The organism is Streptomyces sp. bgisy159, from assembly GCF_965341775.1.
Lineage (GTDB): Bacteria > Actinomycetota > Actinomycetes > Streptomycetales > Streptomycetaceae > Streptomyces.
This window is the reverse complement of the sequence record NZ_CBDQZH010000010.1, coordinates 190,725-209,495: the sequence shown is the minus strand read 5'-3', so window position 1 is coordinate 209,495 and position 18,771 is coordinate 190,725. Positions and strand designations below refer to the sequence as shown.

General features: G+C 72.8%; 19 protein-coding genes and 1 pseudogene. 15 read left to right on the top strand and 5 right to left on the bottom strand.

What is annotated here, in order from left to right; all coding sequences use genetic code 11:
* Positions 1-609: 609 nt before the first annotated feature.
* Genes ACSLTV_RS13295 through ACSLTV_RS13275 form a run of 5 tightly spaced genes read left to right on the top strand, consistent with a single transcriptional unit; the run spans position 610 to position 2,008 of the window.
* Positions 610-876 (top strand): hypothetical protein, encoded by a 267-nt coding sequence (locus ACSLTV_RS13295; protein WP_435612172.1) that lies wholly within the window; start codon positions 610-612, stop codon positions 874-876.
* A complete protein-coding gene (locus tag ACSLTV_RS13290; RefSeq protein ID WP_432135809.1) occupies positions 873-1,124 on the top strand; it encodes a hypothetical protein in 252 nt (83 codons plus the stop codon). Before ACSLTV_RS13295 ends, ACSLTV_RS13290 begins: the two co-directional genes overlap by 4 nt.
* 4 nt (positions 1,125-1,128) lie before the next feature.
* Positions 1,129-1,386: a hypothetical protein gene (locus ACSLTV_RS13285; RefSeq protein WP_432135808.1), complete on the top strand. Its 258-nt coding sequence runs from the start codon at positions 1,129-1,131 to the stop codon at positions 1,384-1,386.
* An 8-nt stretch (positions 1,387-1,394) separates the two neighbouring features.
* Positions 1,395-1,577 (top strand): hypothetical protein, encoded by a 183-nt coding sequence (locus ACSLTV_RS13280; RefSeq protein ID WP_432135807.1) that lies wholly within the window; start codon positions 1,395-1,397, stop codon positions 1,575-1,577.
* A gap of 11 nt (positions 1,578-1,588) precedes the next feature.
* A complete protein-coding gene (locus ACSLTV_RS13275; protein ID WP_432135806.1) occupies positions 1,589-2,008 on the top strand; it encodes an ankyrin repeat domain-containing protein in 420 nt (139 codons plus the stop codon).
* A 66-nt stretch (positions 2,009-2,074) separates the two neighbouring features.
* Here ACSLTV_RS13275 and ACSLTV_RS13270 read toward each other — a convergent pair whose 3' ends face one another.
* Positions 2,075-2,515, bottom strand: coding sequence for a DUF6114 domain-containing protein (locus ACSLTV_RS13270; RefSeq protein ID WP_432135925.1), 441 nt, complete (start codon positions 2,513-2,515; stop codon positions 2,075-2,077).
* A complete protein-coding gene (locus tag ACSLTV_RS13265; protein ID WP_432135805.1) occupies positions 2,503-3,177 on the bottom strand; it encodes a DUF6230 family protein in 675 nt (224 codons plus the stop codon). Before ACSLTV_RS13265 ends, ACSLTV_RS13270 begins: the two co-directional genes overlap by 13 nt.
* A gap of 660 nt (positions 3,178-3,837) precedes the next feature.
* On the opposite strand from ACSLTV_RS13265, the gene ACSLTV_RS13260 reads away from it, so the two are divergent.
* Both ACSLTV_RS13260 and ACSLTV_RS13255 read left to right on the top strand, forming a co-directional pair.
* Positions 3,838-4,482, top strand: a complete 645-nt coding sequence (locus tag ACSLTV_RS13260) for a Tat pathway signal sequence domain protein (RefSeq protein ID WP_432135804.1) — start codon at positions 3,838-3,840, stop codon at positions 4,480-4,482.
* A gap of 427 nt (positions 4,483-4,909) precedes the next feature.
* The gene (locus ACSLTV_RS13255) at positions 4,910-6,736 is read left to right on the top strand and encodes a S8 family peptidase (protein WP_432135803.1); all 1,827 of its coding nucleotides are present in this window, start codon (positions 4,910-4,912) and stop codon (positions 6,734-6,736) included.
* Between the two features lie 85 nt (positions 6,737-6,821).
* Here ACSLTV_RS13255 and ACSLTV_RS13250 read toward each other — a convergent pair whose 3' ends face one another.
* The gene (locus tag ACSLTV_RS13250) at positions 6,822-7,478 is read right to left on the bottom strand and encodes a ScbR family autoregulator-binding transcription factor (RefSeq protein ID WP_432135802.1); all 657 of its coding nucleotides are present in this window, start codon (positions 7,476-7,478) and stop codon (positions 6,822-6,824) included.
* A gap of 179 nt (positions 7,479-7,657) precedes the next feature.
* Here ACSLTV_RS13250 and ACSLTV_RS13245 point away from each other — a divergent pair, with 179 nt between their 5' ends.
* From ACSLTV_RS13245 to ACSLTV_RS13230, 4 genes are all read left to right on the top strand, one after another.
* The gene (locus ACSLTV_RS13245; RefSeq protein ID WP_432135801.1) at positions 7,658-8,560 is read left to right on the top strand and encodes a ScbA/BarX family gamma-butyrolactone biosynthesis protein; all 903 of its coding nucleotides are present in this window, start codon (positions 7,658-7,660) and stop codon (positions 8,558-8,560) included.
* Positions 8,561-8,630: 70 nt separating this feature from the next.
* A complete protein-coding gene (locus ACSLTV_RS13240) occupies positions 8,631-9,287 on the top strand; it encodes a ScbR family autoregulator-binding transcription factor (protein ID WP_432135800.1) in 657 nt (218 codons plus the stop codon).
* Between the two features lie 159 nt (positions 9,288-9,446).
* A complete protein-coding gene (gene cyc2, locus ACSLTV_RS13235) occupies positions 9,447-11,639 on the top strand; it encodes a germacradienol/geosmin synthase Cyc2 (protein ID WP_432135799.1) in 2,193 nt (730 codons plus the stop codon).
* A gap of 353 nt (positions 11,640-11,992) precedes the next feature.
* Positions 11,993-12,619, top strand: a complete 627-nt coding sequence (locus tag ACSLTV_RS13230) for a PDZ domain-containing protein (protein ID WP_432135798.1) — start codon at positions 11,993-11,995, stop codon at positions 12,617-12,619.
* Positions 12,620-12,701: 82 nt separating this feature from the next.
* Here the strand turns inward: ACSLTV_RS13230 and ACSLTV_RS13225 are convergent.
* Positions 12,702-12,959 (bottom strand): annotated as a pseudogene (locus ACSLTV_RS13225) (metallophosphoesterase); the annotation flags it as partial.
* Positions 12,960-13,171: 212 nt separating this feature from the next.
* Between ACSLTV_RS13225 and ACSLTV_RS13220 the strand changes: the two are divergent.
* A complete protein-coding gene (locus ACSLTV_RS13220) occupies positions 13,172-14,308 on the top strand; it encodes a M24 family metallopeptidase (RefSeq protein ID WP_432156293.1) in 1,137 nt (378 codons plus the stop codon).
* A gap of 52 nt (positions 14,309-14,360) precedes the next feature.
* Positions 14,361-15,296, top strand: a complete 936-nt coding sequence (locus tag ACSLTV_RS13215; RefSeq protein ID WP_435612171.1) for a phosphotransferase family protein — start codon at positions 14,361-14,363, stop codon at positions 15,294-15,296.
* A gap of 60 nt (positions 15,297-15,356) precedes the next feature.
* Here ACSLTV_RS13215 and treZ read toward each other — a convergent pair whose 3' ends face one another.
* Positions 15,357-17,102: a malto-oligosyltrehalose trehalohydrolase gene (treZ, locus tag ACSLTV_RS13210; protein ID WP_435612170.1), complete on the bottom strand. Its 1,746-nt coding sequence runs from the start codon at positions 17,100-17,102 to the stop codon at positions 15,357-15,359.
* Between the two features lie 228 nt (positions 17,103-17,330).
* On the opposite strand from treZ, the gene ACSLTV_RS13205 reads away from it, so the two are divergent.
* Together ACSLTV_RS13205 and ACSLTV_RS13200 are read left to right on the top strand one after the other, a co-directional pair.
* The gene (locus ACSLTV_RS13205) at positions 17,331-18,068 is read left to right on the top strand and encodes a VC0807 family protein (RefSeq protein ID WP_432135794.1); all 738 of its coding nucleotides are present in this window, start codon (positions 17,331-17,333) and stop codon (positions 18,066-18,068) included.
* A gap of 146 nt (positions 18,069-18,214) precedes the next feature.
* Positions 18,215-18,766 carry an FHA domain-containing protein gene (locus ACSLTV_RS13200; protein WP_435612169.1) on the top strand — a complete coding sequence of 184 codons (552 nt, stop codon included), beginning with the start codon at positions 18,215-18,217 and terminating at the stop codon, positions 18,764-18,766.
* Positions 18,767-18,771 lie beyond the last annotated feature (5 nt).

Genomic DNA, 18,771 nt, shown 5'->3' with positions numbered 1-18,771 from the left:
GGCCGCACCGGAGGGCTCACCCGCACCACTCGGCCACGACCGCCGACGGACAGGCCCGGGTGCCCCGCACGACGCGGGCACCGGGGTCGTCCTCGGCGGAGCGGCCCCGACCGCCGGCGAGCCTGTCGCACCGTCGACGGCCGTGCCCGAGACGCCCCGCGCGTCGGACGCTGCGCGCCGTCGATGCCTACGGCATGGGGCTCGCCCGCGAACTACTGGCGAACAGGCAGTGTTCCGGTGCTGCGCTGTTCCCCGGTCGCGAGGAGCAGCAGTCCAGTGGATGCCGGGCACAGGCTGGGCGAACTGCGGGTGGGAGAGGGCCGTCCGGGCGGAGTCGGCTCCGGCGGATAGTGTGAGGCAACGCGTCAAGTCGGTTGTGGGCGTGCGGGACGTCCGGTCGGCGTCTTCGGGGACCGTGCCCGTTCGTCGATGGCGCCCGGAGGATCTTGCCGCCGTGACTCTTTCCGTCCGACGGCATACGGGCACCACCTGGACAGTCGTAGGAGCAGTGATGTGCCTTGCCGGAGCTGTGCTCCACGTGATGCCCGGTCGTGGCTTCCCCGTACCGGAGCCCTGGTGCTGATGCTCCGGCAGTGGATTGGCCTTGCCGTGTTCTCTGCCACGCTGTTGCCCGTCGGCGTCGCCCTGCTCACCGACCGTGTACCCCAGCGGCTGCGCCCTCGCCTGGAACCGATGCGCGCCCGCGGCCTGGCACTTCTCGCCCTTTACGCCGCTGCGCCACTCAACACCGTTCCGCGCCTGGCCGACGCCTCGCCCCTGATCACCCTGGCCGCCACGGGCCTGGAGGCGGTGGCGGCCCTCGCGGGATGCATCGTGGTGATCGTCGCCGCCCAGCGGACCAGGGTCCCCCGGTGACCGGCCGTGCACGCCTGGTGCGGCAGGCCTGGTCCCTCACAGCCTGGTGGCTGCTGCTGACCCTGGCGCTGTGGCTCCTCGGCCACGCCGTCGGCCAGGTCTCTTCCCCCACGGCATGTGCCGCCTCCTCGGCCTTCCTGGTCGGCATGGGGGAGATCGGCGACTGGCTGCGACGACGCTGGGCAGCTCACCGCGGACAGTCAGGGACCGCTGCTCAACGGTCCCGTGCCACTCGGGTGCGGGAGTGAACCGGTGCTCTCTCGTTGGTGGTACGCCCTGAGCAGTGCCGCGTGCCTGCTGGGCTTCCTCGTCGCCGCGACCACGGGTGCCTGGGCCGATGAGCACGAGGTCGGCCGGCTGTCTTCCGGCTGCGTCGCCGTGGGAGGCGTCCTGCTGGGCGTCGGACTGGTCATGGCCGGGCGGGCCCTTCTGCCTGGCCGGCTGCGGCGGGCGATGTTCCGGGTGCCCCCGCCCGAAGGACGGCACCGACGACCAGGGCCGCCGCGCTGAGGGGAATCGTGTCCCCGGCCCAGGGCATCATCGGTCTCCTCTCGGGTGCGAAGGACCGCCCGCAGGCCGGGCACATCGTGACGGCCGCCGAACTGCTGCCGCTGCCGGCCGAGTTGTGCGCAGAGGCGCGGGGCGGGTCGGCGGGCGGCGCCCTGCCGCTTCGGCGGCGCACCGCTCTCGCGGCGCGTTAGTCTCGACGCTCGTGAAGCGACGACGGCAGAAGAAGCTGACGAGGCGTCTTGTCGCCGCGGCGACGTTCGACGACCCCGGCGCGCTCGACGCGCTGCTGCGGTCCGGCGCCGACCCGGCCGCACCGGACACCGACGGCCGCACCCCGCTCTACGCGGCCTCCGTCTGCGGCCACGCGGACGCCGTCCGGCGGCTGCTGGAGGCCGGCGCGCCGCCCGACGCGGAGAGCGGCGGGCTCGGTTCCGAGGGCACCCCCCTGTGTGCCGCGGCCTGCTGGGGGCACACCGAGACGGTCCGTGCCCTCCTCGACCACGGTGCCGATCCCGCGCTGCGCGAGGACGGCGGCACCGGCCGCACGCCGCTGGAGTGGGCCCGCACCGGCCCGTACCAGGACACCGTCGAGGTGCTGCTCGCGGCCGGTGCCGAAACCTGACGGCGGCGGAGCCGGGAGCCGAAGGGCGCGCCGAGCCGGGGGTCGCCCGCTCGGCGCGCCGTCGCGTCACACCGGTTCGCCCGCCTTCGGCAGTGGCGGGGACAGCGCCTTCTCCGCCCGTTCCGCCCTGCGGCGCATGCGGCGGCTGCGCCGGGACTCCTGGTCCGGCAGCCAGCCGAAGGCCAGACAGCTGCCGGTGATCCCGAGGAGCAGGCCGATGAGGAAGCCGCCCAGGTTGGAGGTCACCCAGGTGCCCAGGGAGACCATCACCCCGACGATGGAGTAGAACAGGCGCTGGGACGGGTTGAAGAGGATCAGCAGCCCGAGCACCGCCATCAGGGCGGGCAGGAGGTAGCCCGCGAGCCCCTGGATGCCGATGTGCAGCATGACCGAGAGCGGCGCCTTCATGGTCAGCAGGATCTCCCCGCCGGCCAGGGCGAGCAGCAGCCCGCCCAGGAAGGGCCGCCGCCCGCGCCACTGCCGGAAGCGCAGCCTCACTGCGGGCAGCCCTTGCCCCCGAACCGCATGTGCAGGTCGGGAAGCTTGAACACGGCCGCTGTGGCACCGTAGTTGTGCTGGTACAGGTCGGTGATGACGACCTTGTCCGCCTGCTGGCCGTAGACGCCGGGCAGGCCCCGGGTGTCGACCTTGTCGAAGGTGCTGGCGTCCCGGCCGATCTCGATGTTGTTGAAGGCGGCGTTGCCGGTGATGTCGTCGGAGTCGATGGCGAGGTTCTCCACGCTCACCTTGGTGCCCTTGTCCCCTGCGGTGAGGACGAGCTGGATGCCGCCGAGGTCGACGCTCTGGCACAGGTTGGTGAGCTTGCCGTTCTTCACCACCGAGGTGACGACCAGGACCTGGCCGCCCGTGTCGCCCTCGTTGGGGCTGTTCTCGATCATGTGGTCCAGCGAGCCGAACTGGGCGAAGCCGTCGCCCTCCAGCTTGTCGGCGGTGACCACGAACGGCATGCCGGAGATCGCGAACTGCACGCCCAGGGCTCCCTGGGCCGTCATGATCGCGAGTCCCGCGGCGACCGCGGTGGCGGGCACCGCCATGACGGCGGCCCGGCGCAGCCGGACCCGGCCGCGTCTCTCTTCGGATCCGTTCACCGGATCCCCGTTCGCGGGGGTGTTGTCGGCGGACGACGTGACGTCCGAGGACGAGGCCATGTCTGCTCCCAGGGGCATAGTCATGCGAGGTGGGCTTCAGTGGCGCGTTGTCCTGGCGCGGACAGCGGATGCCGCGCACGACTCCTCGCGACCTCCCGGTCGCCGCAAGGGCTTTCTCGTTACGCGGCAGTAGCCAATTCGGAAGTTACCGATGGTTACAGCGAAGGGTCAAGGGAGGTGTGGAAAAACGGTGTCCGTCGTGTGGTGCCGCTGCGGCGCACCCTGCGCGGAACTCCTGCATATATCTGCACCGACCTCGCGGACACGACCAACTTGCGTCGCAGACCTTGACGTTGACTGTTCATCAGGTCTACAACTTGCCTGGCTCGGCCCGGATCCGTGGCGCCGGATCCGTCGCGCGGCGGCAATGCCCGCGCGCCTCCCGGACCCCATCCATCACCACGGGCGTGTCCGCCCCTTCCGCCCGGTCCGGCCGCAGGCGATCCCCCACCAGTGACCTCGGCCGGTCCCGGCCGTCCGCCGTCGCCGGCCCGTTACGTACGGAGAAGGCGTCACGGGCCGGCGACGGCCGGCACCGCCCCGCGGTGACAGCCCGCACAGCACCCCCGTGCCACCCCCAAGTGCCACCCCCCACACCCCAGGGCGTACGTCCCTCACCTCCGTACGTGCCAGCACTCCCCACAGAAATGAGGCACCCCCATGCGCGCTCGCTCGCTCCTCGCCGTCGCCGGTACCGTCGCCGCGCTCGCGATCCCGGCGATCACCCCGGCCTCCGCCGCCGACAACGTGCTCACCACCGGCTCCGCCGGCGGTGACGCGGTCGCGGTCGGCGACGTCCTCACCGCGTCCCTGGCCACCGGCAGCAACGCCACCCTCTACTCCAGCCCGACCGGCACCAGCGGAGTCACCTGCGGGACCTCCGGGTTCACCGCCACCGTCACAGACAACCCCGCCGCCCCCGGCGCCGCCACCGAGTCGCTCACCGCGCACAGCTTCGGCAACTGCGCCTCCAACGTCTTCGGCGTGCTCGGCGTCAACGGCATCACCGTCAACAACCTGCCCTACACCGCCACCGCGGGCTCCGACGGCACCCTCACCGTGACCCCGGCCGACGGCTCCACCATCCGTACCACGGTCGTGCTGCGCACCCTGCTGGGCACCGTCACCTGCGTCTACCAGGCGCCCAGCCTGACCGGTGCCACCGGCAACGCCGACAACAGCATCACCTTCACCAGCCAGGAGTTCACCAAGGTCTCCGGCTCCTCCCTCTGCTTCGCCAACGGGTACTTCACCGCGAAGTACGCCCCGGTGAACTCGGGCGGCGCGGCGGTCTTCGTGAACTGACCGGTACCACCCCCCTATAACGGACGGCGCGGCGCCATGCCCGGGTGCCGTTCCGCCTCGCCCGCGTGCCGTTCCGCCATGCCGGGGTGCCGTTCCGCCGCGCCCGCGTGCCGATCCGCCATGCCCGCGCGTCGTCCGTCCCCACCGTCGCGTCCACGCCACCGCGCCCCGGACCGCAGTCGGGGCGAAGCGGGCATTCGCGGTCGACCCGCCGCCACCGAGGGGGTGTTTCCGGCCTGATCAAGGGTTTCCCCTGTATCCCGGCGACCGTCCCGTTGCCTATCGTTCCTGCACAGCTGACCCGCAGGTAACCCCTGAGACGGCCGGCTGACCGCATGGCCGGCCAACGCGCTGCTCCTCGATTCACCCCCCGCCGCTTCGACGACGAAGCGAATCGACCGCTGCTCCGTCCTGCCCGGAGCAGGCCATGAAAGGCATGGTTTTGCGCACCCCACCCCACATCCGACGGAAGCTGATATCCGTCGCCGCGGTCTCCGCGGCCCTGCTCACCGCCACGACGACCGCCTCGGCCGCCGCGGCCCAGGACCCCGCTCCCCAGCCGGCCGCCGTCCCCGCGGCACAGGCCGAGGCCGCCCCCGGTATCCCCGCCGAGCGCCTCATCGTCGGCTACAAGTCCGGTGCGGAAGAGGCCACTTCGAACCAGGCCGCCGAGGCGGACGCCGCAGCCAAGGGCAAGAAGGCCGGCGAGAAGGCCGACTTCCAGCGCCGCCTCGGCACCGGCGCCGCCCTCGTCGGCCTCGCCGACGACGCCAGCACCTCGGACGTCGCCGGCGTGGTCGCCCAGTACAAGGCCGACCCGAGCGTCGCCTACGTCGTGCCGGACCGCCTCAACCGACCCATGGCCACCACGCCGAACGACACCGAGTACGCCAAGCAGTGGGACCTGTTCGAGGACACCGCCGGCATGCGCGTACCTGGCGCCTGGGACGTCGCCACCGGCTCCGGCGTCACCGTCGCCGTGATCGACACCGGCTACGTCGCCCACTCCGACCTCGCCGCGAACATCGTCGCCGGCTACGACTTCATCGGTGACACCAGCGTGTCCGTCGACGGCAACGGCCGCGACAGCGACCCGTCCGACCCGGGCGACTGGTACAACGCGGGCGACTGCGGCGCGGGCGTCCCGGCCTCCAACTCCTCCTGGCACGGCACCCACGTGGCCGGAACCATCGCCGCCGTCACCAACAACGGCAAGGGCGTCGCGGGCATCGCCTACGGCGCGAAGATCTCCCCGGTGCGCGTCCTCGGCAAGTGCGGCGGCTACGACTCCGACATCATCGACGCCATCACCTGGGCGTCCGGCGGCTCCGTCTCCGGCGTGCCCGCCAACGGCAACGTGGCCAAGGTCATCAACATGAGCCTGGGCGGCGACGGCGCCTGCACCTCCGCCACCCAGAACGCCATCAACGCGGCCGTGAACCGGGGCACCACCGTCGTCGTGGCCGCGGGCAACGAGAACGACAACGTGGCGAACCACTCGCCGGGCAACTGCAACAACGTCATCTCGGTGGCCGCGACCAACCGCACCGGCGCCAAGGCGTCCTACTCCAACTACGGCTCCCTGGTGGACATCTCGGCGCCCGGCGGCCAGACCAGCACCGGCACCGCCAACGGCATCCTGTCCACGCTGAACTCCGGCAGCCGGACACCGTCCACCGAGTCGTACGCCTACTACCAGGGCACCAGCATGGCCACCCCGCACATCGCGGGCCTGGTCGCGCTGATGAAGTCGGCGAACCCGGCGCTGACCCCGGCGCAGGTCGAGTCCGCCATCAAGACCAATGCCCGTCCGCTGCCCGGCAGCTGCTCCGGTGGCTGCGGCGCCGGCCTCGCCGACGCGGCCAGGACGGTACAGGCGGTGAGCGGCTCGGGCGGCTCGACGGGCAGCACCACCTTCACCAGCACCTCGGCCGTCGCCATCCCGGACGCGGGCTCGGCCGTCGAGTCCCCGATCACCGTCAGCGGCGTCGGCGGCAACGCCCCGGCCACCCTCCAGGTCGGTGTGAACATCACCCACACCTACCGCGGCGACCTGGTCGTCGACCTGATCGCGCCGGACGGAACGGCCTACCGGCTGAAGTCCTCCAACTCCTCGGACTCCGCGGACAACGTCAACACCACCTACACGGTGAACGCCTCCGGCGAAGCCGCCGACGGCACCTGGAAGCTGCGGGTGCGGGACGTCTACGCGCAGGACACGGGCACGCTCAACAGCTGGAAGCTGACCTTCTGACCAGGGCGCTCATGACCTGAGGGCCCCGATGGACGGGCGGGCCGGCCGGTGTGGATGGACACCGGCCGGCCCGCCTTTCGCGCCGTCAGGACGCTGCCAGGTCCGTGCGCTCCGAAGTGGCCAGGACCCGGGCGCCCCGGTCGGCCCGGGCGTCCAGGCCGGGCAGCAGACCGGGCACCGCGATGCTGGGCAGGATGTGCGCCCACATCACCGCCAGCCGCTCCGCGAGATCGGCCCGGCCGGACACCGCACGGGCCATCAGCTGAATCCCGGTGAACGACCCCACCAGCAGCTCGACCGTCTCGCTCGGCTTCACCGTCGGCAGCAACTCCCCGCGCTCACGCGCCGTCTCCAGCAGGGGGACCAGCCGCTGCGCCCACTGCCGGAAGGGCGCGCCGTGGTCCACGCCGGTCGGAGTCTCCTGGTCCACCGCGAGCCGTACGCCGCCCCGCAGCAGGGAGTTGGTCAGCAGCCGCTCACCGACCACGAACGTGATGTCGATGATCTCCTGAAGTCTGCACGGCTGGGGCGGCACGGCCCCGAAGGGCACCTGCGCCTCCAGTACCGCCTGTGCGAGCGATTCCTTGGAACTGAAGTGGAAGTAGAGGGCGCCCTTGGTGACTTCCGCCCGCTCCAGGACCATGGCGATGGTGGTGGAGGTGTAGCCGTGCTCGTCGAAGACCGCGCCGGCCGCTTCCAGGATCGCCCTGCGCGTTCTGATCGCGCGCTCCTGTTTCGCCATAAGAGCCCTTTCACGGCGCCGAGTCGGCCTGGTCCCGCGATCGCATGCGGGTTCGGGCCGATCATAGGATGCCGTTGACTGATCTCATTGAAAACAAACCGGTCGCCTCGTACTGTAGCGCTCGGCGGAGCGGACGCCTGGCCGTCTGCCGTGGCCTCCGGGGGACCGTAGGGAGAGACATGACTCGACCGCGGCAGCTTGCCGACAGCCCGCCCATGACGGCGGCCGTTCCCCGTCAACTCGTCCATCGGGCGGCCGTCGCGGAGACCCTGCCCACCGGCTGGCGGCGGACCGGGCCGGACCGGTTCACGGTATCCGCGCAGTGGCCCCGCGCGCACGGGTTACACGTGTCGCCGGACTGGTCGGCGTACGACCCGCTCCTGGTGGTGGAGACGATCCGGCAGAGCGGCACGCTGATCTCCCACACCGAGTACGACGTGCCGCTGGACCACCACTTCGTCCTCCAGGAGTTCCAGGTCAGCACCGTACCGGGGGAGTTGGCGGTCGGGCCGCTGCCGGCCGAGCCCGAAGTCGACCTGGTCTTCACCGACGTCCAGTACCGCGGCCGGCGCCCGGCCGGCGCCCGCTACACGGCGCACGTGCGGCGCGACGGCGTTCAGGTCGCCACCGCGGACGTCGCGTTCACCTGCGTGAGCCCGGCCGTCTACGGGCGGCTTCGCGGCGGTCGTACCCCGGACGGGGTGACCGCCGTACCGGTGCCGCCCGGACTGGATCCGGGCGCCGTGGACCGCGCGCTGCCCACGGACGTCGTGCTGGCGCCACCCGACCCCTCGGGCCGCTGGCAGCTCCGCGTACATACCGCACACCCCGTTTTCTTCGACCATCCCCTCGACCACGTCCCCGGCATGCTCCTGCTGGAGGCGGCCCGCCAAGCGGCCTTGTGCGCCACCGCCGAAGACCGCTCCCCGGCCGTGTATCAGGCGCTCTTCCATCGCTACGCCGAGCTGGACGAACCCGTGTTGATCGAGGCGAAGGCCGGGGGCGACGGCGAGGTCGAAGTCATCGGCAGCCAGGGCGAGTCGACGGTCTTCGAGTGCCGCGTCGGGACCGTCGGGACGTGAGCTATGGTGGGCAGGGGGTAAGAAACAAACGGCATGACCCGTTCTTTACTGGCCCAGGAGAGTTCACTCGATGGCGAGGCAATTACGCGCCGAGCAGACCCGCGCGACGATCATCAGGGCCGCGGCCGACCTGTTCGACCGGCGCGGCTACGAGTCGACCAGTCTGAGTGACATCGTCGAGCACGCCCAAGTGACCAAGGGGGCGCTGTACTTCCACTTCGCGGCCAAGGAGGACCTGGCTCACGCGATCATGGAACTGCAGTCCCAGGCCTCACGCCGGGTCGCCGGCGAGATCGACGACCGGGGCTACTCGTCGCTCGAAGCGCTGATGCGGCTCACGTTCGGCATCACGCGGCTGTCCGTCGAGGGCCCCATCGCCCGCGCGGGACTGCGACTGGCCACGGGGGGCGTGCCGATACGCCCGCCGCTGCGCCATCCCTTCACCGAGTGGCTGGAGTTGATCTCCCGGGGGCTGGCGGGCGCGGTCCGCGAGGCCGACGTCCACCCCGACGTCGACGTCGACGCCGTCGCCCACTCCCTCGTCTGCTTCTTCGTCGGCACCCGGGTCGTCGGCCGCTCCCGCGAACCGGCGACCCGACTTCCGCGCCGCATGGCGGAGATGTGGTACGTCCTGATCAGAGGGCTGGTACCGGTGACCCGCCGGCCCCGCTACCTGAGCCTGGCGAACCGTCTGGAGCGGGAGATCATGGTGGGGGCCCGGGTCTAGGACGCCGGTCCGGGGGAGTGGTCTCAGGTCCAGGGGAGGGGCCGCCGGTCCGGGGGAGTGGTCGCCGACCCCGGCAAGGCGTTCCGGCTGATTCACGCGATGGTGTGATCATGTGCGGCCCGCCGGATGGCGGTACCGGGGCATGGGTAGTGCCCGGCCATGACGCAGCCGTTTCACCTCCCGCACTTCTACATGCCGTATCCCGCGCGGCTCAATCCACATGTCGACGCGGCCCGCGCCCACTCCACCCGGTGGGCGCGCGAGATGGGCATGCTGGAGGGTTCCGGGATCTGGGAGCAGGCCGACCTCGAGGCGCACGACTACGGGCTGCTGTGCGCGTACACCCACCCCGACTGCGACGCGGACGCCCTGTCCCTGATCACCGACTGGTACGTGTGGGTCTTCTTCTTCGACGACCACTTCCTGGACATGTACAAGCGCACGCAGGACCGTGCCGCCGGAAAGGCCCACCTGGACCGGCTTCCGCTCTTCATGCCGCAGGATCCCGCGACCCCGGTGCCGGAACCGGAGAACCCCGTGGAGAAGGGCCTGGCCGACCTGTGGGCGCGCACCGTACCGGCGATGTCCGCCGACTGGCGGCGCCGCTTCGCCGTCGCCACCGAACACCTGCTCAACGAGTCGATGTGGGAGCTGTCCAACATCAACGAGGGGCGGATCGCCAACCCCGTCGAGTACATCGAGATGCGCCGCAAGGTGGGCGGTGCCCCCTGGTCGGCCGGACTCGTGGAGTACGCCACCGCCGAAGTGCCACCGTCCGTCGCGGGATCCCGGCCGCTGCGGGTGCTGATGGAGACCTTCTCCGACGCGGTGCACCTGCGCAACGACCTGTTCTCCTACCAGCGCGAGGTCCAGGACGAGGGCGAGAACAGCAACGGCGTGCTCGTCCTGGAGACGTTCTTCGGCTGCACCACGCAGGAGGCCGCCGACACCGTCAACGACGTCCTGACCTCCCGCCTGCACCAGTTCGAGCACACCGCGCTGACCGAGGTGCCCGCCCTCGCCGTGGACCAGGGGCTGCGCCCCGACGAGGTCGCCGCCGTGGCCGCCTACACCAAGGGGCTGCAGGACTGGCAGTCCGGCGGCCACGAGTGGCACCTGCGCTCCAGCCGCTACATGAACGAGGGCGCGCGCACCGCCGCCCCCTGGGAGAGGCTCACCGGCACCGGCACCTCGGCCGCCGACGTCGGCGCGCTGCTCGCATCGGCCGTCGCCCCGGGGGCACCTCCCACGTCCTCCCGGCAGTGGGGGAGGCTGCGGGCCTACAGCCACGTGCCGTTCCAGAAGGTCGGCCCGTCGGTCGTGCCCGACCTCTACATGCCGTTCCAGGTGCAGCTCTGCCCCCACCTGGACGGCGCCCGGGGGCGGCTCGTCGACTGGACCCGCCGGATGGGCATGCTGTCGGAGGGCGTCTGGGACGAGGACCGGCTCGCCGCCTCCGACCTCGCCCTGTGCTCGGCCGGCCTCGACCCCGACGCCACACCGGAGCAGCTCGATCTCAGCGCCGCCTGGCTGGCCTGGGGCACCTACGGCGACGACTACTACCCCCTGGTCTTCGGACACCGCCGCGACCTGGCCGCCGCCCGCCTGACCACGGCCCGGCTGTCGGCATGCATGCCCCTCGACGGGGAGCGGGGGGCCGTCCCCGCCAACGGCATGGAGCGCGGCCTGACCGACCTGTGGGCGCGCACCACGGCGGACATGACCCCCGAGCAGCGGCGCGTGGTCAAGGACGCGGTGAACGTCATGACGGAGGCCTGGACCTGGGAGCTGTCCAACCAGCTGCAGAACCGGGTCCCCGACCCGGTCGACTACCTGGAGATGCGCCGCGCCACCTTCGGCTCCGACCTCACCCTCGGCCTGTGCCGCATGGGCCACGGCCCGGCCGTGCCGCCGGAGGTCTACCGCAGCGGCCCCGTCCGCTCGATGGAGAACGCGGCCATGGACTACGCCTGCCTCCTCAACGACGTGTTCTCGTACCAGAAGGAGATCGAGTACGAGGGTGAGATCCACAACTCGATCCTCGTCGTGCAGAACTTCTTCGGCATCGACTACCCGACCGCGCTGCCCATCGTCCACGACCTGATGACCCAGCGCATGCGGCAGTTCGAGCATGTCGTCACCCACGAACTGCCCGTCCTCCAGGACGACCTCGACCTGTCGGAGGAGGCCCGTACGGCCCTGGGCGTCTACGTCGACGACCTGCGGAACTGGATGGCCGGCATCCTCAACTGGCACCGTGCGGTGGACCGTTACAAGCCCGAGTTCCTCGCCCGCCGGGTTCACGGTTTCCTCCCGGACCGGCCGCCGGCCCTTCCGGTCACGGTCGGCTGACCCGCCGGACCGCGTACTCCGCGGCGGCCCGCGCCGTCGCCCGGACGACCGGGCGCGGGCGCGCGCCGTCGCCGTACAGCTCGGACGGCGGGGGACCTCGGTGCCGTGCAGCCCGGACTGGCGGGGCGCGCTCTGGTGCCGTACAGCTCTGTTCCTGGGGGCCTCGGGTGCCTGGCGGGGGCGTCGGCCGTACGGGTGGGAGGGGCGGTGGGGGCGGGCGCCGGGCCGGGTGCGTGCCCTTGCCGGATGGCTCGTCGCGGGGCCTGCCTCGTCCGACGGGCGGTCAGTCTCACTCGTTCGTGTCTCGTCGGCCGCCGGTGCGCGGGGTAGAGCACCAGCCGGAGGCGATCCCCATGGAACAGACTGCGTTGCGTCCCAAGCCCATGCCCGGTCAGGAAGCCGGTGGCGACGGCGGGGGCGGGAGCGGGGGTGCGGGCAAGGGCGGAACGGGCGGCCGGCCCGGCGGCCCGGCCCGCCGTCCGCAGGCCCGGCGGCGCGGCCGCCGACTGCTCACCCTGCTGTTCGGCCTGCTCGCCGGTGCCGTCCTGGTCCTGGCGGGCGTCGGCCTCGGCACCGTGGGTGCCACCGTCATCGGCATGAGCAAGCTCGCGGAGCTGCAGCGCGAGGCCGCCGCACAGGGAGCGGCCGGGACGCACGGCCGCGCCGGCCCCGGGGACGCCCCGTCCCCCTCCGCCGAGCCGTCCCCCGCGCCTGCCGCGCCGACGCTGGGCGTCGAGGTCGTGGACGCCGAGAAGGCGGGCGCGAAGGTCGTGGCCGTCCATGTGCCCGGCCCCGGCTACACGGCCGGCCTGGTGCGCGGCGACGTACTGCTGTGGTTCGGCGGCACACGCGTGGAGTCGGCCGCGGACCTCGTCCGAGCGGTGCGCGCCGCCCGGCCCGGCACGGCGCACAAGGTGACGGTGCGGCATCGCAGCGGCGGCTACCAGCAGTTGGCGATCGTGCCGGGAATCGTCACCTGAGTCCGCGGTCGGATCAGCCCACCGTGCGGAAGTGGGTGGTGAGCCGTCGCCGGTCGTCCAGTACGTGGAAGGCCGGCCCCACGCGGTAGGGCGCCCTGCTGTCGTGGTCGCCCGGACACGTCAGCACCGGGAAGGGGGCGCCGCCGTCGGCGAGGCCCAGGAGGCGGGCGGCCTCCTCGTACTCCGCCTCCGTGCCGTGGTCCGCCGATGTCGCCGGTGACCAGCAGGGCGTCCACCGCGCGCGGCAGCCTCACAGCCGGTCGCGCACCCGTTCGGCCCGCTCGGTGGCCCGCGCGGTTCCGTCCAGGCGCGGATCGCTGATGTGGGCGATGACGAGCACGGTGACCGCCTCCCCCTTCCGCAACGCGTCTGAGGTTCGCAGCGCATCCGGCCATCAGATTCCGGAAGTGATCAACGGTCCGGCCGTCAGCCCGGCGACCGGGCGGCCCCGGCGTGGTCCTCCGGCCCGGCCGGAGCCGCGAACCGGCTCGCGCCACCCCCGCCGTAGGGGCAGGATGCTGCCCGTGGTCACACGCGAACTGGGAGGCCCGGATGACCGGCAGCACGCGCGCCCTCTTCACCGCCGACGACTACCGGGCCCGGATGGAGCGGGCCGCGCACGCCGCCGCCGACGCCGGACTCGCCGGACTGCTCGTCGCCCCGGGCCCCGACCTGGTGTGGCTCACCGGCTACACCCCGACCGCGATCACCGAACGGCTCACCCTGCTCGTCCTCGCACCCGGCCGGGACCCCGCCCTCGTCGTCCCCGCCCTGGAGGCACCCGACGCCGAAGCGGCCCCCGGCGCGCCCGCGCTGACCCTGCGGGACTGGACCGACGGCACCGACCCCTACGCCGTCACCGCCGACATCCTCGCCGCCGACGCCGCGAGCAGCCGGTACGGCATCAGCGACAACACCTGGGCCCTGCACCTGCTCGCCCTCCAAACCACCCTGCCCGGCACCTCCTACGCCGCGCTCACCGAGGCGCTTCCCATGCTGCGCGCCGTCAAGGACGCGGCCGAGCTGGAGCTGATGGCCGCCGCCGCGGCAGCCGCCGACGCCGCGTTCGAGGAGATCCGGGGGCTGCCCTTCGCCGGCCGCCGGGAGTCCGAGGTCGGCGCGGACCTCGCCCGACTGCTGCGCGAGCACGGGCACGAGCAGGTCGACTTCACCATCGTCGGCTCGGGCCCCAACGGCGCCAACCCGCACCACGAGATGGGCGACCGGCTCATCGAGCGCGGCGACATGGTCGTCCTGGACTTCGGTGGCCTCAAGGACGGCTACGGCTCCGACACCACCCGCACCGTCCACGTCGGCGAACCCACCGACGAGGAACGCCGGGTCCACGACGTCGTCCGCGCGGCCCAGGAGGCGGGCTTTTGTGCCGTACGGCCGGGCGCCGCCTGCCAGGACGTCGACCGCGCCGCCCGCGAGGTCATCACCGACGCCGGGTACGGGCCGTACTTCATCCACCGCACCGGGCACGGCATCGGCGTCACCACCCACGAGCCGCCGTACATGATCGAGGGCGAGGAACAGCCGCTCGTACCCGGCATGTGCTTCTCCGTGGAGCCCGGCGTCTATCTGCCCGGCCGCTTCGGGGTGCGCATCGAGGACATCGTCACCGTCACCCGGGACGGCCGCCGGCGCCTCAACGCCACCACGCGCGAGATGGTCATAGTTGACTGAGAGGCGACCAGGAGCAGCACCCATCGGCCCATCGACGACAACGGCGCGATCCATGACCCAGGCACCGACACCGACACCCACCGCGGACACCGTCCGCAGGCTGGTCCGCACCCTCCTCAAGGAGGACCCGCGGGGCGGCGGACCCGACGTGCGCCCCGTCACCGAGGGCGGCTCCACCACCTGGTGGGTCGGCGCCCGCCACGTGCTACGGCTCGCCGCCGACCGCGACGCCGCGGCCCACCAGCGCCGCGAACTGCGCCTACGCGACCTCGTCCGCCCGCACCTGCCGCTCGCCGTGCCGGCCTGCGTCGCGCACGGCGAGTGGTCACCCGGCCTGACCTGCAGCCTCGACACCCGGATCCCCGGCGGGACCGCCGAGGACCACGACGTGTCCGCCGCCGGCGAGGGCGACCTCGCCGGCCTGTTCACCGGGCTGCGCGAGGTGCCCGTCCGGCAGGCCGAGGCGCTCGGCGTTCCCCGGGCCGCCCCGCGCTCCCTGGAGGCGCTGCGCCGTATGGCGGTGGCCGCCGCGGCGCGCCTCGCCGCCGCCGACGAGTTCGACGCCGCCCGGCTGCACCAGCTCACCCCGCTCGGCGCCACCCAGCTCGCCGCCCAGCCCGGCACCGCCGTCCTGGTCCACCACCGGCTCGCCGCCGGGCACCTCGTGGTCGGCGGCGACGGCCGGGTGCGCGGGGTCCTCGACTGGCGCGGGGCCGTCCTCGGCGATCCCGCCGAGGACATCGCCGGCCTCGCCCGCGCCGTCGGTTCCCCCACCGCCGTACGCGCCGCGACCCTCGCCGGCTACGCCGCCCGCCCCTGCCTGCGCGGCCTGTGGCTGGCCCGCTGCGACACGGTGATCCGTCTCGCCGACCGCCTCGCCGGCCACGGCACCGAACCCCCGCCCGCGCTGCGCACCGAACTCGCGCACGCCTGGGAGGCGATCCTGCTGGAACGGGTCACGGAGCTCCGGGAGGGCGACGGCACCTGAGCCGACCGCCCTGACCTGGCCCGCCCTGACCTGGCCCGCCCTGTCGTCGGGGTGTCGCGGTCACTCCTGCTCCAGCACCACGCACGCCTCACCGGGCAGATGCAGCAGCCCGTCCCGGCCGGGCGCCCGCACCGGCTCCCACGCCGCGAGGATCCGCGCCGGCCGGGGCCCCAGGGGGATCGCCGTCGGCTCCCCGGCGAGGTTGACCGCCACCCGTACGTCACCGCGCCGGAAGGCGAGCCAGCGGGCCTCCTCGTCGTAGGCGACCCGCAGGTCGGCGAGGTCGGGGTCCATCAGGTCGGGGTGCTCCCGGCGCAGGGCGATCAGCCGGCGGTACCACGCGAGCACGCGCGCGTGGGGCTCGCGTTCCGGCTCGGACCAGTCCAGGCAGGAGCGCTCGCGGGTCGCCGGGTCCTGCGGGTCGGGCACCTCGTCCTCGGCCCACCCGTGCGCGGCGAACTCCCGGCGCCTGCCCCGCCGTACCGCCTCCGCGAGGTCCGGGTCGGTGTGGTCGGTGAAGAACTGCCAGGGTGTGCTCGCCGCCCACTCCTCGCCCATGAAGAGCATCGGCGTGAACGGTGCCGTGAGCACCAGCGCCGCCGCGCAGGCCAGCAGCCCGGGGGACAGGGACGCCGACAGGCGGTCGCCCTGGGCACGGTTGCCGACCTGGTCGTGGGTCTGGCTGTAGCCGAGCAGCCGGTGCCCGGCCACCCGGGACCGGTCCAGGGGCCGGCCGTGGTGGCGCCCCCGGAAGCTGGAGTACGTGCCGTCGTGGAAGTACCCCCCGGTGAGGGTCTTGGCGACGGCCCGCAGCGGAGCCCGCCCGAAGTCGGCGTAGTAGCCCTGCGCCTCGCCCGTCAGGGCGGTGTGCAGCGCGTGGTGGAAGTCGTCGTTCCACTGCGCGTGCAGGCCCAGGCCGTGCTCCTGGCGCGGGGTGATGACCCGGGGGTCGTTCAGGTCGGACTCGGCGATCAGGAACAGCGGCCGGTCCGTCTCGGCCGCCAAGGAGTCCACGGCGGCCGACAGCTCCTCCAGGAATTGGTACGCGCGCGTGTCCTTCAGCGCGTGCACCGCGTCCAGCCGCAGCCCGTCCAACCGGTAGTCCCGCAGCCACGCCAGCGCGCTACCGATCATGAACGCGCGCACCTCGTCCGAGCCGGGCGCGTCCAGGTTGACCGCGGCACCCCACGGCGTGTGGTGGGTGTCGGTGAAGTACGGCCCGAAGACCGGCAGGTAGTTCCCCGACGGCCCGAGGTGGTTGTGCACGACGTCCAGCACCACCCCGAGCCCCAGCTCGTGCGCCCGGTCCACGAACCGCTTCAGTGCCGGCGGACCCCCGTACGGCTCGTGCACCGCCCACAGCGACACCCCCTCGTACCCCCACCCGTGACGCCCCGGGAAAGGGCACAGCGGCATCAACTCCACGTGGGTGACGCCGAGTTCGACGAGATGCTCCAGCCGCCCGGCGGCCGCGTCCAGCGTGCCCTGCGGGGTGTACGTCCCCACGTGCAGCTCGTACAGCACCGCGCCCCGCAGCGGGCGCCCGGCCCACTCGGCGCGCCACTCGTACGCCCCCTGGTCGACCACGGCGCTCAGCCCGTCCGGCCCGTCCGGCTGCCGCCGCGAGCGCGGGTCCGGGCGCACCGGCCCGTCGTCCACGGCGAACCCGTACCGCGACCCGTCACCCGCCTCGGCCTCCGCGACCCACCACCCCCGACGCTCCGCGTCCCGCTCCATCACCCGGGTGACCCCGTCGCACTCCAGCGTCACCCGATCGGCCTGCGGTGCCCACACCTCGAACTGCACGGACGGTTCCCCTTCGTCTGCTCACCGTGACGTAGCCCGTCCCATCCTCCGCCAAACGAGATCTTTCCGCCGGGGAACGCTCCGGGTCACCGGCGGATGTCGGAACACGCGCGCGGGACGGCCGACGAGACTTGGTGATCATTTGGCCGGCGGCCCGTGGCCTCCCGCCACGCACCTGCCATACGTTCTAGCGGCGTATCACTCATGTCAGGCACCTCAGGGGGAACCGTGCCCATCGAGCACACCGTCACCACGCGACCTGCCCGAAGCGACGAACGTCCGGCACCGCCGGCCCGGTCCGGCGGCGCCGCCGCGGCCGGCTGGATCCTCACCGTCGCGCTCAACGTCGTCGCTCCGATCCTCACGTACAACATGCTCCGCGATCACGGCTGGAGCGAGTTCGCGGCGCTGCTGGCGGGCGGTGTCTGGCCGGTGCTCGACAGCGTCGTCCACGTCGTCTGGCGGCGCCGGCTCGACGAGTTCGCCGTCGTGACCCTGGTCTTCCTGGTGATCACCGCCGTGGTGTCCCTCGTGGGCGCCCACTCCGCCCGGGCCCTGCTGGTCAAGGACTCCGCCGTCACGGGCCTGTTCGGCCTGCTGTGCCTGGCGACCCTCCTGGCCCCGCGCCCGCTGATGTTCTACTTCGGCCGCAAGTTCGCGACCGACGGCACCGCCGCGTCCACCGCCTGGTGGAACGGCCTGTGGGAGTTCGAGGGATTCCGCGCCACCATCCGCACCATGACGACCGTGTGGGGCGTCGCCTACTGCCTGGAGGCCCTGGCCCGCGTCGCCCTGGCCTACACCCTGAGCACCGACACCATGGTGATCCTCAGTCCCTTCCTCATCTACGGCACCCTCGCCGCCCTCGCCACCTGGACCGCCCTCTACGGCAAGCGCGCCCGCCGCAAGGGCGAGGAACGAGCGGCAGCGGCAGCGGCCGCGGAAGCGCGGACCGGAGGCCTGTGACACGGTCACCCCGCCGCACGGCGCCGCGGTGAGGCCGGGCGGAAGGCGGACGGCAGGACCGGCCCTCGCCCCGCGGCGCGGGCCCGGCACCGGCCGTTTCCCCGTCTTCTGGACACCCGCCGGGCCCCTGACCGACAATCACCAGCGTGACGTCGTCTTTCGAGTTCAACACGTACCCCGCGCGGCTGTCCGACGGGGAGCGCGACAAAGCGCTGAAGGTGCTCAGGGACGGCGTCGCCATGGGTCGGCTGTCGCACGACACGTTCATCCGGCGCATGGAGCTGGCGCTCGTCGCCCGGCGCTCCGACGAACTCGCCGCGCTCACCGCCGACCTGCCTCAGGAGAACCGCCTGGCCCGGGCGGTGTTCGGTACGGTCGAGGCCGTCTCCGGCTTCACCGTACGGCTGCGCAACGCCTGGCGGGCCGAACGCCTGCCCAAGCTGTTGCTGCCGCACCCGGGCGCCGCGCACCCGCTGCGCATCGGGCGCGACCCCGTCAACGGGCTGCGGCTGAGCCACGAGACCGTCTCCCGGGTGCACGCCGAACTCAGCCTGCAGGGCGGGCTGTGGGTGCTGCGCGACCTCGGATCGACCAACGGCACGACCGTCAACGGCCGCCGGGTCGTCGGCGCCGCCGTCGTCCGCGAGGGTGACCAGGTGGCCTTCGGGCGGATGGCCTTCAGGCTGTCGGCGAACTGACGGCG